The 14,618-nt window shown below is 41.8% G+C and carries 16 protein-coding genes; 10 read left to right on the top strand and 6 right to left on the bottom strand.

The annotated features are described in order from the left end of the window. Nucleotides 1-41 precede the first annotated feature (41 nt). Nucleotides 42-449, bottom strand: coding sequence for a ribosome recycling factor family protein (locus tag HKI82_RS11625; protein ID WP_261881180.1), 408 nt, complete (start codon nucleotides 447-449; stop codon nucleotides 42-44). A 224-nt stretch (nucleotides 450-673) separates the two neighbouring features. On the opposite strand from HKI82_RS11625, the gene HKI82_RS11620 reads away from it, so the two are divergent. Both HKI82_RS11620 and HKI82_RS11615 read left to right on the top strand, forming a co-directional pair. Continuing rightward, nucleotides 674-1,789 carry a PfkB family carbohydrate kinase gene (locus tag HKI82_RS11620; RefSeq protein WP_240956710.1) on the top strand — a complete coding sequence of 372 codons (1,116 nt, stop codon included), beginning with the start codon at nucleotides 674-676 and terminating at the stop codon, nucleotides 1,787-1,789. Then, nucleotides 1,779-2,693 carry a pseudouridine-5'-phosphate glycosidase gene (locus HKI82_RS11615; RefSeq protein WP_171138099.1) on the top strand — a complete coding sequence of 305 codons (915 nt, stop codon included), beginning with the start codon at nucleotides 1,779-1,781 and terminating at the stop codon, nucleotides 2,691-2,693. The genes HKI82_RS11620 and HKI82_RS11615 overlap by 11 nt, the downstream gene beginning before the upstream one ends. A 108-nt stretch (nucleotides 2,694-2,801) precedes the next feature. Here the strand turns inward: HKI82_RS11615 and HKI82_RS11610 are convergent, their stop codons facing one another. Next, nucleotides 2,802-3,956, bottom strand: coding sequence for a hypothetical protein (locus HKI82_RS11610; protein ID WP_102941414.1), 1,155 nt, complete (start codon nucleotides 3,954-3,956; stop codon nucleotides 2,802-2,804). A gap of 100 nt (nucleotides 3,957-4,056) precedes the next feature. On the opposite strand from HKI82_RS11610, the gene HKI82_RS11605 reads away from it, so the two are divergent. Next, nucleotides 4,057-4,704: a hypothetical protein gene (locus HKI82_RS11605; RefSeq protein WP_102941413.1), complete on the top strand. Its 648-nt coding sequence runs from the start codon at nucleotides 4,057-4,059 to the stop codon at nucleotides 4,702-4,704. A gap of 95 nt (nucleotides 4,705-4,799) precedes the next feature. Here the strand turns inward: HKI82_RS11605 and HKI82_RS11600 are convergent, their stop codons facing one another. Together HKI82_RS11600 and HKI82_RS11595 are read right to left on the bottom strand one after the other, a co-directional pair. Further along, on the bottom strand, nucleotides 4,800-5,396 hold the full coding sequence (locus tag HKI82_RS11600) for a sugar O-acetyltransferase (RefSeq protein ID WP_102941412.1): 597 nt from the start codon (nucleotides 5,394-5,396) through the stop codon (nucleotides 4,800-4,802). Nucleotides 5,397-5,601: 205 nt separating this feature from the next. Then, nucleotides 5,602-6,183, bottom strand: a complete 582-nt coding sequence (locus HKI82_RS11595) for a TetR/AcrR family transcriptional regulator (protein ID WP_171138097.1) — start codon at nucleotides 6,181-6,183, stop codon at nucleotides 5,602-5,604. 161 nt (nucleotides 6,184-6,344) lie between these two features. Here HKI82_RS11595 and HKI82_RS11590 point away from each other — a divergent pair, with 161 nt between their 5' ends. The 6 genes from HKI82_RS11590 (at nucleotide 6,345) to HKI82_RS11565 (ending at nucleotide 10,896) form a co-directional block, all read left to right on the top strand. Next, entirely contained in the window at nucleotides 6,345-7,388 is a 1,044-nt protein-coding gene (locus HKI82_RS11590) for an alkene reductase (protein ID WP_171138096.1), read from the top strand. 105 nt (nucleotides 7,389-7,493) lie between these two features. After that, nucleotides 7,494-8,417 (top strand): LysR family transcriptional regulator, encoded by a 924-nt coding sequence (locus HKI82_RS11585; RefSeq protein WP_042490351.1) that lies wholly within the window; start codon nucleotides 7,494-7,496, stop codon nucleotides 8,415-8,417. A 319-nt stretch (nucleotides 8,418-8,736) separates the two neighbouring features. After that, entirely contained in the window at nucleotides 8,737-9,075 is a 339-nt protein-coding gene (locus tag HKI82_RS11580) for a DUF3316 domain-containing protein (RefSeq protein WP_171138095.1), read from the top strand. Nucleotides 9,076-9,125: 50 nt separating this feature from the next. Continuing rightward, the gene (locus HKI82_RS11575) at nucleotides 9,126-9,464 is read left to right on the top strand and encodes a DUF3316 domain-containing protein (protein WP_171138094.1); all 339 of its coding nucleotides are present in this window, start codon (nucleotides 9,126-9,128) and stop codon (nucleotides 9,462-9,464) included. Nucleotides 9,465-9,772: 308 nt separating this feature from the next. Then, complete coding sequence (locus HKI82_RS11570) at nucleotides 9,773-10,393, top strand: TorD/DmsD family molecular chaperone (protein WP_171138093.1); 621 nt, start codon at nucleotides 9,773-9,775, stop codon at nucleotides 10,391-10,393. Nucleotides 10,394-10,404: 11 nt separating this feature from the next. Then, a complete protein-coding gene (locus HKI82_RS11565; protein WP_171138092.1) occupies nucleotides 10,405-10,896 on the top strand; it encodes a peptide-methionine (S)-S-oxide reductase in 492 nt (163 codons plus the stop codon). A 62-nt stretch (nucleotides 10,897-10,958) separates the two neighbouring features. Here HKI82_RS11565 and HKI82_RS11560 read toward each other — a convergent pair whose 3' ends face one another. After that, nucleotides 10,959-11,336, bottom strand: a complete 378-nt coding sequence (locus HKI82_RS11560) for a VOC family protein (protein ID WP_102941406.1) — start codon at nucleotides 11,334-11,336, stop codon at nucleotides 10,959-10,961. 586 nt (nucleotides 11,337-11,922) lie between these two features. On the opposite strand from HKI82_RS11560, the gene mqo reads away from it, so the two are divergent. After that, nucleotides 11,923-13,527: a malate dehydrogenase (quinone) gene (gene mqo, locus HKI82_RS11555; protein WP_171138091.1), complete on the top strand. Its 1,605-nt coding sequence runs from the start codon at nucleotides 11,923-11,925 to the stop codon at nucleotides 13,525-13,527. Between the two features lie 42 nt (nucleotides 13,528-13,569). Here mqo and HKI82_RS11550 read toward each other — a convergent pair whose 3' ends face one another. Beyond that, nucleotides 13,570-14,574: an AraC family transcriptional regulator gene (locus HKI82_RS11550; protein WP_171138090.1), complete on the bottom strand. Its 1,005-nt coding sequence runs from the start codon at nucleotides 14,572-14,574 to the stop codon at nucleotides 13,570-13,572. Nucleotides 14,575-14,618: the final 44 nt, after the last annotated feature.

Raw genomic sequence — 14,618 nt, 5'->3', positions numbered from 1 at the left:
GATCACTAGCAAATAATCGAAAAGAAGAGAGCCGTACCGTCTTAAAGCTCATTTTCGTCTCGTGCTAAACGGGCTTGTGCAATAGTACAGCCCGTTTTGTCCATCAATTCTGCCAGAGTAATATTTTCATTTTTCGAAATCAGAGCGGCTAACCGTTCAGGAAGAAAAGCTTTCTCATAAGGTTTCAGAGCCTCACTGATTTTTTCAACGATGAATGGCGTATCTGTAACTATGCCAGCGACTTTAAGCTGTTGGGTGTATTCAGATAGTTGCTCGAAAAAACCTGATATCTGCCAGTTCCTTGAACGTCGAATCCTTTTAAGCTCACATTTGTGCTCAGATGCAATTGCTTTTAACTCTTTCGCTTTTTCGCCGCCGATACGTCGAACTAAAGAAGGAAAAAAGACCGTTATTTTTTCGCGCTCAGCACTCAAGGTTTTCAAAACCACAACCAACACCTTTAAAACACATTGCGCCAATTATCACGTCACTCATCTCCAAACACAACTTTGTTTACTTTCTCTGATTACTAGCACTTTGCTTGTGTATATCGACCCAACAAAGTCTTCTTGGTCACACATTATACTGCAATTGGTGAAATGTTGTTCTATTTATGAAACGCGCCCGTATTCCACAACACAAATAGCAACAAGTCGATAATATGGACACATGTTTGATAAACGGACACATGTTTGTGACACCTAGAGAGCAGCAGATACTCGCCATATTGCGCGAGAACCCAATGATTCAACAACAGGAACTGGCAGATCAATTGATGATCAGTCGCAGTGCGATTGCCGGACACATCATGAACTTAACCAATAAAGGACTAATTAAAGGTAAAGGTTATATTCTCGCCTCGCAAAAAACAGCGATTGTTATCGGTGGTGCCAATATGGATCTTTGTGGCAAGGCTTCTGTACCTTTGCTCAATGGTGATTCGAATCCGGGCACACTTCATTACAGCCCAGGAGGCGTTGCTCGTAACATAGCGGACAACTTAGCTCGACTTGGTAGCAAAGTCGAACTGATCAGTAGCATCGGCAACGACCAGTGGGGAGAGCAGTTAGTCTCAGCCTGCATAGATGCAGGGGTTGGTGTTAGCCACCTTCTACGCTGCCAACAAGGTAGAACGGCGACCTATCTCTCTATTCATGACAATGAAGGTGAAATGCAAATCGCACTGAATGACATGAAAGTATTGGAGCAACTCAATGCTGAACAAATGACCAAGCATAAGTCTCTTATCTCACACAGTGATTTAGTTGTAATAGATGCAAACCTGAGTGAAGACGCGCTCTCGTACCTGTTTAACTGTATCGACAACACACGCATCTATGTCGATCCTGTTTCTGCAAACAAAGCGTTAAAACTTAAACCCTATTTATCTCAAATCGATTTATTAAAACCCAATCTTATTGAGGCCGAGCTTCTTTCCGGTATCAAAGCGAGCTCTGAAGATGACTACCCTAGAATTTGCGATGCGCTACATCATCTTGGTGTAACAGAAGTGGTTCTAAGCCTTGGTTCAAAAGGCATCTTTGCTAGCAACCAAAAAGAGAGCGTACGACTCAAACCAAGAACTACCAGCGTAACTAACGTTACAGGTGCTGGCGATGCATTAATGGCTGGGCTAGCACACGCCACTTTAGAGATGTGGTCTTGGAAAAAGAGTATCGAATTTGCTTTTAGTTGCGCTGAACTTGCAACGCAATCTTATGACACTATCAACCCGCGCATGTCAGACCGCGCAGTCCAACGTTTAATGGAGATGAACCATGCTGAATGATTTTCTTGATATCCACCCTGAAGTACGCGCTGCATTAGACAATAATCAGCCTGTGGTTGCCCTAGAATCAACCATCATTTCTCATGGTATGCCGTACCCACAAAACGTAGAAACTGCATTAAAGGTTTCAAACACCGTTCGTGAATCAGGTGCAACACCAGCGACAATCGCAATCATCAACGGTCGCCTCAAAGTAGGCTTAACTCCGGAAGAAATTGAACTGCTGGGCAAAGCGGGTCAAAGCGTGGCTAAGGTAAGCCGTCGAGATATCCCATTTATTGTTGCAGCAGGAAAACACGGAGCAACAACGGTAGCAGCGACTATGATCTTAGCGGATATGGTTGGCGTTCGTGTATTTGCTACTGGCGGTATCGGTGGCGTGCATCGTGGCGCAGAAATCACCTTTGATGTTTCAGCAGATCTTCAAGAACTTGCTCAAACCAATGTAGCCGTGGTTTGCGCTGGCGCGAAATCGATACTCGATCTTGGTCTGACCCTAGAGTACTTAGAAACTCATGGCGTACCTGTGATTGGATATCAAACTGAAAGTTTACCTGCGTTTTATACGCAATCAAGTGACTTCAAGGTTGACTACCGTCTAGATTCAGCGAGCGATATTGCTTCTGTATTAAAAGCCAAGCAGAAGCTGGGTTTAAAAGGCGGTGCCGTCATTACCAATCCAATTCCTACTGAATTTGCTATGCCAAAAGATGTGATTGATAGTGCTATTGAACAAGCTCTGCACGAAGCTGATGAACAAGGCATTCACGGTAAAGCTTCAACACCTTTCCTACTCGCTCGTGTTTGTGAACTTACTGGTGGAGACAGCTTAAACAGCAATATCCAGCTTGTGCTTAACAACGCGAGACTAGCATCTGCAATTGCTAAAGCCTATTGCGCTTAAGCATGAATCAATGCCCTCCTATATGGTGGGCATTATCTTTTTGGCTACCGTCAGTCATTATTTTTTGTCACTTCAAAAATGATCATCTAATTGATCGTCTTTCAAGAGCTAGTCCGGATTGGTTGTCGGCTCAGGAATATAACGGTTTAAACGATCAGCTTTTCGATTCTTAGAAAAGAACGCTTCAAACTCAATGAAAATTCCGGGGTTAAGCTTGTAATCATACTCTCGAGGGATTTCTAGTTGAGGAGTGACGGTTAAAAACAGCCAGTTTTTGTACAACTTATGTATCCAAGATGCTGATAACCACATGTTACTTACTTCATCTTCATCGTACGGCAATATACTAATACCCATTGAGTACTGCATTAAGTGCCTGTCGTTAAGACGATCAAAGTATTGTGCTTGATGAAGCACTTCCCACTTGTCGTCGTCATAGAGATATTGTGCACTAGAACCGACTTTAAATATCTGTCCGGCAGCTTCATCCACATCCCAGTAGAAATTCAGAGCACTGAGCGAACCAAGCCCTTTTGAATTGAAATAGAAGAATTCCTGACTTACCTGGGTTGACCAAGACTCTGATAACTTGGCTACTCTGTAAATTTCCGTACGGGCAAATGGATCTAGCGGCAGTCTTATCTTGATGCCAATATCGAAACTGGTTTTCCAGTGACTGATTTGCTCGTCTTGAAGTCGAATACCACCAAACGCGCCTTTAGAATCAGGACTGGATGTAATTAGCCCTCGTTGCTTACTCTCTAAATCGTCGTAATCATCGGGGTCGGTTTCAAAAATAATTTTCCAGTTGTGTTCGGTATGGGGTAAATCGATACGAATTGCAATACTCTCGTCAGTGTCTAAATCACCACGATATGAGTACTTTCCAGCCGAAATGATCTTGATATAGCTTTTATTCGGGAAAGGCTCTTCATCCTCTTCCTTCGCTAAGCCATGATCGATAAACTCACTAAAGTCCAGTACCAACTCAGACAAGAACTCGTTAGTTTCATCAACCCACGAGAACTCTACTTCAGTAAGCGGTACTGAATAACGCAAGTCTGAGTTCGAACGCTCGAAATCAGTGGTATCTGGAACGGCTCCAGTAGGTATTGCTAGCGCACAAAATGGCAGAGCTGTAAGTATTGCAACATAAGCGTTTTGAGCTATTGCTTTACAAATTTTTCTTCCCCAAAAAACCTGAACAATCTCTGAATTTTGATGCCTAATACCTGTACGTTTACAAATATTTATATGCAACATAAGTCCTTATTATTTTTTTGTATCAGTTAGGACAATTTCATTAATTCGTATAGATTTATAAATATGGTTGTAGCTTAGCCAGCCTTTAAATGTGGGTCTTATGATAACTAAACATTTATCTATTTTATTACTGCTTTCCCTTGTTACTCTCACTAGCCGCGCGCAAGCTATTGAGGGGGTTAATGGCGAATTTTCTGTTGATATTGGACCTGTTAACTTAGGTCAGGTTGTTATGTCATCTACTTGTAAAGATAGCACCTGTTTTTACAAGTCGCGTGCTTATGGTGCTTTTTTATTTATCAAAGCCAATGTGATTGAACTGGGTTCATATCAAGAACTTGACGGTCAAATCATCCCTCTTTCATCCAATTACTCTGAACGTATAGGCTCGGATAGAGAGGCATATACCTACAACTTCAGTTCACTTGAAATCACCGAACAAGACAGTAAGACTAAAGTTTCTGAGTTGGATAAAAATGCGTATCCATTTGTTCCACTACTCAATCAGGTAACGCTTGATTTAGCACACGGAGTGCTCAAGAAGTCATATCAATATGTGCTTAAAGAGAAGGTCAAAGACGTTGAAGTCGACTCTTATTCCACCACTCAAACGGACAAAGGAATACTTCATCGAATCGTAGTTAAAAACAAAAACCGTGAGATGGAGTTCTTATTTGTAAACAACGGCCAAAAACTTCAGTTTGAAGAATTCAATTATCGTGGCTTCAAAATGTCGCGAATCAAATGAACTCAGTGAATAAATACGCTTACAAAAACATATTTCAAAGAAAAAGCCGCTGATCAGCAGCGGCTTTAACAATAGCTTTCAAACTCAAAAATCGACTATTCGAATTTTTTATCTTTGAAATAGAATTCTTTATCGCGTTCGCCAATTTCTCGTAACACTTTACAAGGGTTACCCACCGCGACAACGTTGGCAGGAATATCTTTTGTGACGACACTGCCCGCACCAATCACACTGTTTTCACCAATAGTGATACCCGGTAATACAACAGAGTTCGCACCAATCCAGACATTGTCACCAATCGTCACTGGAATATTGAACTGTGCAACTCTTCTGCGCATTTCTGGATCAATCGGGTGGCCAGCCGTCGCAATAGTGACGTTTGGACCAATCATCACATAGTCACCAATATAGATATGGGTATCGTCCACCAGCGTTAGATTGAAGTTGGCATATACATTTTTACCCAAATGAGTATTAATACCCCAGTTCGTACGCAAAGGAGGTTCGATGTAGCAGCCTTCACCAACTTCGGCAAACAACTTCTCCATGATTGCTTTGCGTTTTTCAACTTCACTTGGTCGAGTCTGATTATAATCGTAAAGTACTTCGAGGCACTGCATTTGAGCCTTAGCGAGCTCTTCGTCATCACAGAAGTAAACCTTCTGGCTATGCATTATATGGGAATTGTCCATAAGAGACCTTTGCTTCAAAAAGAAATCAAAACACGTAAGTTACTAAATTGATTAGATGATTAATCAGAACTATCTCTCATCGACGACATAACGCACGTCTTCTTTTTATTGAATAACAACGACTGGAAGCTATATAGAGCAGCTATCGCCTTTATTCAAAGTGATAGCTGTTTATTGTTTTGGACAAAAACTGTATTCCCTACTCTTAGCTGTTTTTTAAGCTCTGTACGATTTTCTTCACTAACTTCTCTAAACATTCTTTTGACGGCTTGGTGGTAGCAAAAGATCTTAAACCATAGATATTCATAACCAGAAAATCACCAAGCAACTCGCAATCTGTATCCGATGGCAGCTCACCGTGAGTCTTAGCTATCTCAATTTTTGCTCTGATGTTAACTTTCCATTGATTCAGCATGCCGCAGATAATCGCTTCTACTTCTTCATCTTGCTGCTCAAGTTCACTCAGCGACTTCTGAAGCAAGCAGCCTTTGTTTTCGTGGCACTCTTTAAACTCAATAATGTCATTCAGATACTTTTCAAAGCCGTGCAGGATGGAATCATTATCAACGAAGAACTCTTCAAACGACTTGGATTTGGTTTCAGCATAATGATTAAGAGACGCAAGCAACAAACCGCGTTTGTTTTCGAAAGCACAGTAGATTGACCCCGGATGTAAGCCCGTTGCTCGTTTCAAATCCTGCATACTGGTTTTGTTATAACCTTTGGCGATGAACTCATTCATCGCTGAGCGTAAAACATACTCTCGGTCAAATTCTGCACTTCTCATTACACTTTGCTCTTCAGCTTTAAGACCCCCTAAGTGTACTGGTTTGAATACCCTTTCACAAGTTACTTGAACGATCATTCAAAAAATAACTTGAATGTTCATTCAAGAAAAGGTTAGCATGTGCACATAAAGTCCATGTAGGGCATAAAAGGAACAGCAAAATGACAGCAACATTATTTGAAAGCTATAAGCTCAACGACAAAATTACACTTAAAAACCGCATCGCAATGGCTCCACTGACTCGTTGTATGGCAGACGCAAACCTAGTTCCGACAGATGCAATGGTCGAGTACTACGCAAAACGTGCTGATGCTGGTTTGATCATTTCAGAAGCGACAATTATTCGTCCTGACGGTCAAGGCTATCCAAACACTCCGGGACTCTACACCGAAGCACAAATTGCTGGTTGGAAAAAAGTAACAGACGCAGTACACGCAAACGGCGGCAAGATCTTCGCTCAGCTGTGGCATACCGGCCGTGTGGCTCACCCTCACTTTTGGGGTGGTGAATATGTGTTAGCACCTTCTGCAGTAGCGTTCGATGGAACCGTTCCTCGTATGCGTGAACTGGTTTATACCGTTCCTAAAGAAGCAACGAGCGAAGAAATCGCACAACTTGTTGAAGACTATGCACAAGCTGCTCAAAACGCGATTGAAGCAGGTTTTGATGGTGTTGAAATTCACGGTGCTAACGGTTACTTAATTGACCAATTCCTACACTACGACACAAACCGTAGAACAGACGAATATGGTCAGACAGCGGAAAACATGTCTCGCTTCCCGCTTTCTGTTATTGATGCTGTAATTGCACGTATCGACGCAGAACTAACCGGTCTACGAGTGTCACCTGCTGGTTATGCTCATATGGCTACAGATGCTCGCGATCGTCAGGTGTTCGACTACTTCCTTAAAGAAGTTGAAAAACGCGATTTAGCTTACCTCCACGAAGGCATGTTTGACGACAGCATGGAATTTGATTTCCTAGGCGGTAAAGTATCTGAATACATGCGCAAAGCGTACTCTAAGACCCTAATGGCGGTTGGCGGATACAATGCAGAAAAAGGTGCAGAAGCAATCAAAGCGAACAAATTTGACCTGTTGGCAATTGGTCGTCCATTCATCGCAAACCCAGACTACGTAAGCCGTGTACAACAAAATAAAGAACTTGTTGAATACGATGCTGCAATGTTAGAAACCTTAGTGTAAGGTTCTAATACTTTGAATATTTAACGGCCCGACAAGGGCCGTTAATCTATCTTTAAGATACAAAGAAATTGAGAACTCTGAACCCACTATCAGGAATATTGTGCAATGGATCTAGCTACCCGACTCGTCATGCTTTTGGAAGTGCATCAACAAGGTTCATTTGCTAAAGCCGCAGAACTCCGAGGGATTGATCGTTCCGTTCTTTCTAAACAAATCAAAAAGCTAGAAGACTCTTTAGGTCTACGGCTTTTGAACCGCTCCACTCGCTCATTATCCTTTACCACCGCTGGTCTTGAAATCGTAAAGCAGGCGCAAAAAATCCGAGATACCCTCGACGAAACTCATCATCTTGCGAATACTTTTAATGAAGAGCCGAGAGGCGTTTTAAGACTCTCCAGCACGCAACTATTTGGCCGAACGTATCTTAAAAAAGCGGTTATAAAATTCCTGAAAAAGTACTCGCAGGTCAGCATCGAAGTCATTCTGGATGATAGAAAAGTTGACCTTATTAGCGACCGATTCGATATCGCATTTCGTATTGGTATTCCTGATGATTCCAACCTTGTAGCGAAGAAACTTGCCGACCATAAAATGGCAATCTTAGCGTCGAAAGACTTCATCGAAGAACATGGATATCCAGAGAATCCAGAGCAACTGGCAGCACTGCCTTCAGTTATTTATTCAAACCGTTCTTTTACGTTAGACAAGGTAAAACTTTTCTCTGAAACTGAAGACGAATCGTTCACTCTTAATGCCCAAGGGCGTTACCGCGTGAATGAAGTTGAGCTGTTAATGGATGCCGCTCAAGAAGGATTAGGCTATGTCATTGTTGGACAGATGATGTTAACCAAAAATATTGATGATTTAGGGTTAATCAAGCTGTTACCTGATTTTCAAGTCTCATTCACTGGTGGCCTTTACGCTCTCTACTCACATCGCAATCCACCGCCACTGGTCAAACTTTTCATCGAAACCGTTCAAGACACCATAGGAACCCCACCAGTTTGGGAATCCTACCTCAACGATTAACCTATTGCCTCTTCATTTTTCAAATAATACTTACTAAAAATCAATAAGTAAGGGGTTATCTGCGCCCTTTTTTCACCACAACTATTTCTCTCACGCCATTAGGCAATTTTTTAATTTTCGACTTCAGAAAAAATTATTTTGACGAGTAGATCATCGTTCGAAATTTCAACCCCTTCATTGGTGCCGTTTTGTCCATAGTAAAATGCCAAAAGTGATCTTCATCACACTTAAAAACTTACTCATAATGCACCCATCGAATGACAGATAAGTCTGACATTCCGTAAGAAACAATAAAGTCTATTCTTCAAAGGTGAATATTATGAACAAACTAATGACCGTAGCAGCAGGCCTACTTTTATCAACATCAGCTTTTGCATCTAACGTAACGCTTCACAACGATACAACGGTAACTACTTCAAGTTTTGCTACTAAAGCAGAAGCTTTAGATGCAGGTTTGAGTGTTGCTCAAAACTTATCAGACATGAGCCAAAATGAACTGCGCATCCAACTACCAGTTAACGCTTACCAAAATGTAAACAACATCAGTATCGATAACACAAAAGTGAAAGTTGAAGAATTCGCTCAAGTACGTGGTGAAGTTCAGTACCGCGCTATCGTAGATGTGGATTACCACTTCGACGCGAAAGAATCACGTTAATCAACACAGTTAAACCATTTATAAAACCCAGAATTCAAAAGGTACTTATCATGAAAAACACAATTATTCTTGCATCAGGTCTACTACTTGCTTCATCAGCGTTTGCATCAACTACCACTGTTAGTGACAACGCAACGTTTAAAACTGACGCATACAGCTCTAAAGCTGAAGCATACAATGCAGGTTTCGACCTTTCAGAGTCAGTTAAAGCGATGGACCAATCTCAACTTCGCTTTAATCTTCCAGTGCAATCATACACATTGGTTAAGAACATCAATGTTGGTCAATCTGAAGTGACTGTAGAAGAGTTTGCAAGCAGCAAAGGCGACATTCAATACCGTGCTATCGTTGATGTGGATTATCAATTCAACGCAAATGAATCAAACTAATTGCTTCAAAGCCACGGGGATATGGATATCCCACGGCTTACTTTCTTTGGCTTACTTTCTTTTCACTAATTTCATCTTTATTACTCACTCATTTAAGACCGCTTCCTTCCCGCTACTCCCTTGATGTTACTTTCACTTTTTCAAGCAAAACAAACTAATTAAAAAATAAACCTTAGTACCAATTAATGTCACATTAAAATGAAACGTGTCGCAATAATACGCTATATGGTGCTATATTCAGCGAAGTTTAGCGCTGTTAAATAAGTCGTAGCCTATTAACAGTAAAAGGAATTTATAAAGGTAATGCCGTGGAACTACAAAATCTCTCTCGACCTGAATTAGCTATTGTTTGTAAGCTTTTTGGTGCGCTTTTTTATTACCCTCCCAGAGATTTTAACCAATTCCCTTTTGGAACCTACTTTGAGGAAGACGAAGTAGAAACCCCAATCAAAGAAGTGAATCAGGTTTTAAACAGCTTTAAGTTTACCAAACAAAGTGCGCTTCAAGATGAACACGACCGATTGTTCACAATCCAAGATGATATGCCAGCTCCACCTTGGTCATCGATGTATCTTGATAAAGAGTCGATCTTATTTGGTCATTCACATAAAAAATATTGTGAGTTCATTGAGCACTGCGGTTTGGGTCTTCGTGAAGATGTAACCGATCCAGAAGACCATATCGGTCTGATGCTGATCATATTGGGTATGTTGATTGAAGATGAACAAGAACAACATGTAAAAGAGATGCTGGGTGACTACCTTGTTACATGGTCAGGCTACTACTTTTTCAACCTGAAAAAATCTGCATCTGGCAGCGTTTATTGTGAGTTAGCAGATCAAGTAAAGCGACTTCTCGAGCTGCTTTGTACAAGCTACTCCGCTCAAGTACAAATTAAGAATAACTACTTTCATCCAGTTAAGGCTTAGTTAACTTTACTATGCAACAAATCTATTTAGCAGGCGGCTGCCTTTGGGGTGTTCAGGAGTTCATTAAGTATGTTCCTGGCGTCATTAATACCCTAGCGGGTCGCGCCAATGGAACCACTCATTCAACCCAAACTGAATATGATGGCTACGCGGAATGCGTTCGCGTCCAATTTGATGAAGCGATCGTCTCAGTCGAGCAGTTGGTTGAGCACCTTTTCGAGATAATCGACCCTTACAGTGTTAATCAACAAGGTCACGACGTAGGTTTGAAGTACCGTACAGGTGTATACAGCGAAGATCAAGCGCATCTAGAAGCCGCGAAACGCTATATTGCCTCACGAGCTGACGCAGCAAAGATTGTGGTTGAAGTGTTACCTTTGACCAACTTTGTCCCTAGTGATGATGAACATCAACATCGCTTAACTCGCGTCCAAGAAGATCACTACTTATGCCATATACCTTGGGATCTTCTGCATAAATACCGCAATGCAAAAAGCCAATAATAAATGGCTCGTTAGATGAACTGCACGAGCCATTTCTTTTAGCAATATTTTTTACTGATACATTATAAATAGTGCGCGGCACAAAGTTTATTGCCGAATGGATCGCGAAGGTAAGCCAGATAAAGCTTTCTCTCAGCACTAGCGCGCACTCCCGGTGGATCTTCACAGGTAACACCACCATTCTCGATACCCGCTGCATGCCACGCATCTACCAATTCAGGGCTATCAACTTTAAAGCCGATCGTCATACCGTTCCCATGTGTAGCCGCTTCGCCGTTAATAGGCTTAGTCAAACCGAGCACGCCATTTGAGTTGATGTATAAGCAGCGACCTTTTGCATCAATAACGCCTTGCGGATAACCCAAAACACTTAGAATCGCGTCATAAAACGCTTTTGATTTTTCAATATCGTCGGAGCCGACCATAATATGACTAAACATTTTCCTTCCTTAGTGATCCAATAAGAACAGACTTGTTGCTATGCATATAGTTACATCATATCTAGCACGCCAGCAACGCATAATTTGATTAACTATCAACTTAGCCATTAACCGACGCTGTTTTGTAAAGTTTGTGTAATTGTTCACCGCCAACCTCTTTCATTCTCAATCGTTGTCAACATCTCAAGAGTTCAAACTTCATCACAATTACAACTTTTCATTTTGTTGGATTATTACATCATTGTTAGGTTGTTTTTGTTACACAAATTGTATGTAAACAAACCGAACAGAACAGATTTTAATCACATTAACCCTTAAGATTACCTGTGTATTACTTGGTTTCTCCGTAAATATTTCTAGCTTAGATTAAATTGTTGTTAAAAATAATTTTAAAATTGTGTAACATTCAACCCTGTTTTGGTTGTTTACTTACTACGAAAACAACCAAAAACGGGAGTTTTTCTACAGACAATGCTCAAAGCTAAAATACAACTAAAATATCGAGCATAAAATGTCGGTGGCTGTAGAAAACTAATGATAGTTAAACACTTGTAATGTTTGCGATTTAGAGAGATTTAGCCCCAAAATGAGTAACGTAACTGGTCAAAAAGGATTCAGCCAGCTTAGTTCTAATGCTGCAGAGAAACCGGTCGATGTGGTTTTAATCGGTGGTGGTATTATGAGCGCAACGCTCGGTACTTTCATCCAACAATTAGAACCTAATTGGACTATCAATATGTTTGAGCGACTTGATAAGGTCGCAGAAGAAAGCTCCAACGGATGGAACAATGCCGGAACCGGCCATTCCTCTTTAGCTGAATCAAACTACACCCCACAAACTTCCGATGGCGAAGTGACTATGGGTAAAGCGTTAGAAATCTACGAACAATTTCAACTATCCCGTCAATTCTGGGCCTATTTGGTTGAACAAGGTTTAATCCGAGAACCAAGTACCTTTATTAACAGCGTTCCCCATATGAGTTTTGTTACTGGTGAGAACAACGTTGATTTCCTTCGCAAGCGTTATCAAACACTGCGCAGCTCACCTCTGTTCGATGGCATGGCTTACTCAGAAGACAGAGAACAAATTAAGTCATGGGCGCCATTGCTCATTCAAGACCGTGACGAAACCCAGCCTATTGCAGCAACACGTTCTCGATTTGGTACCGATGTGAATTTTGGTGCGCTTACTCACCACATGGTCGACATCTTAAACCAGAACGAAAACTTCACGTTGAACACAAAACATGAAGTAAAAAAGTTGCACCGTCAGTCTGACGGTACTTGGAAAATCACCGTCAAAAATTTAAACAACAACAGTGTTCGTACCGTACACACTAAGTATGTTTTTATTGGCGCTGGTGGTGCTTCACTGACTCTACTGCAAAAATCTGGTATCCCTGAATCCCGCCAGTATGGTGGTTTCCCTGTGGGCGGTCAGTTCCTTGTAACTGAAAACCCTGAAATCGTAAAACTGCACCGTGCAAAAGTTTACGGAAAAGCAGCTGTAGGTGCGCCGCCTATGTCTGTTCCACACATGGACACTCGTTTCATCGATGGTAAAGAAGTTGTACTTTTCGGGCCTTTCGCTAGCTTCTCCAGTAAGTTTTTAAAACAAGGCTCGCTGCTTGACTTGTTTGGTTCGGTAACACCATCAAACTTGATTCCAATGACTCAAGTCGGTTTAAAGAGCTTTGATTTGATCAAATACCTTGTTGGTGAACTGCTGCAAAGCAACGAAGATCGAATGAAAGCTCTGAGAGAGTTCTTCCCTACCGCGAAAACTGAAGATTGGTCGTTGTGGCAAGCTGGACAACGCGTACAAATCATCAAAAAAGTGGCGGGTAAAAGCGGCGAATTGCATCTTGGTTCTGAACTGGTTCATGCAGCAGACGGAAGCTTAACCGCACTGCTAGGAGCTTCTCCTGGTGCATCCGTGTCTGCGGCGGTGATGCTTGAGTTACTGCAACGTTGCTTTGCAGAGCAAATGGCAACTGAAGAGTGGCAACAAAAGATCAAACAGATGATTCCTTCTTATGGCGTTACTTTGAATGAGCACCCTGAACTCAATCAAGAGATCCTGCTGAACACCAGTAAAGTTCTCAAACTGACTCAAGATCTTGTTGAAGTGCGCTTAATAAAAGAAGAGGTCGAAGAATCTGAACAGCCGGCTTTCGCAACCACAGCTTAAGCGCCTCTGGAAATCAACAAAGCTAACCTTAGAGGCTATGCGTTAGCTTTGTTTATCACATTGATTGCGCCATTGAGTCGGCGACAACCCTGTCCAATCTCGAAAATGACGACTGAACACAGAAGCCTCGGCATATCCTAGCTGAAGAGCAATGTCGGTAATGCTTTGTGCGTGGTCAGCCAGCGATTTTTCCGCCAGTCGCTGCCTTACTTTTTGCAATATTTCACGATAGCTTGAGCCATAACTTTTCAAACGAGACTGCAAAACTCTCGGGTGTAAATCCAACGCTTTGGCGACCCTTTCTACACTGCACTCACCTGTGGCTAACAAGCGAGTAATGAGATCAGAGGCTTGGTCATACAAATTATTGGGATAACGCTTGTTTAAGTACTGCAAATGTTTTTCAAAATGTCGCTCAAGCAGTTCAGGATCTTGGTAAACCTTCGAACTCAACTGACTTGGTCGTAGCAGTATCCCATTGAATGACTCATCAAAGAGAATGTGCGGTAGTCCTGAATTCGCTCGTAGCGAGTAATCCGGTACTTCCGATTGGGTTAAGTGAAGTGTAATGCGATCCACATCGGTATTGAGAATGCTTGCAACAAATTTGGCCAGCTGGACCACACTCAGTTGTATGAGCTGTTCTTTGCCTATTTCATTATCGACATCAATATTCAGTGATACCTGAACCCAGCCATTTGTTTCTTTTAAATCTAAAGACACACCTGACGAGTGCAAATAGAGGTAGTCGTTAACTTGTGAAAATACATCGCCGACGGTTTTAGCCCTAGATAGCAACATTGGTAGATCACCCAGACTCTGTAAGCTTTGTCTTTGCCCCAACATCACTCCAAACAGAGATTGGTTACATTGTAACGCCGCCATCTCCATGAGATCGGCTAACCGCGAGTAAGCAATGTAGGTATCGGGATCACGGAACTGAGTCGCCGACAAACCTACACCGTTCAATATATCTATTGGGTTTTGGTTTAACTCATGAACCAAGCTGTCAAACTTGTCTGCGGCTCCGCTTCTAACGATATACATATTCCAATCCAGCAATGTTAATCATTTGTGAATGCAATATATCA

Source organism: Vibrio plantisponsor (assembly GCF_013041605.1).
GTDB classification, from domain to species: domain Bacteria; phylum Pseudomonadota; class Gammaproteobacteria; order Enterobacterales; family Vibrionaceae; genus Vibrio; species Vibrio plantisponsor.
This window is presented reverse-complemented; position numbering and strand designations above follow the sequence as displayed.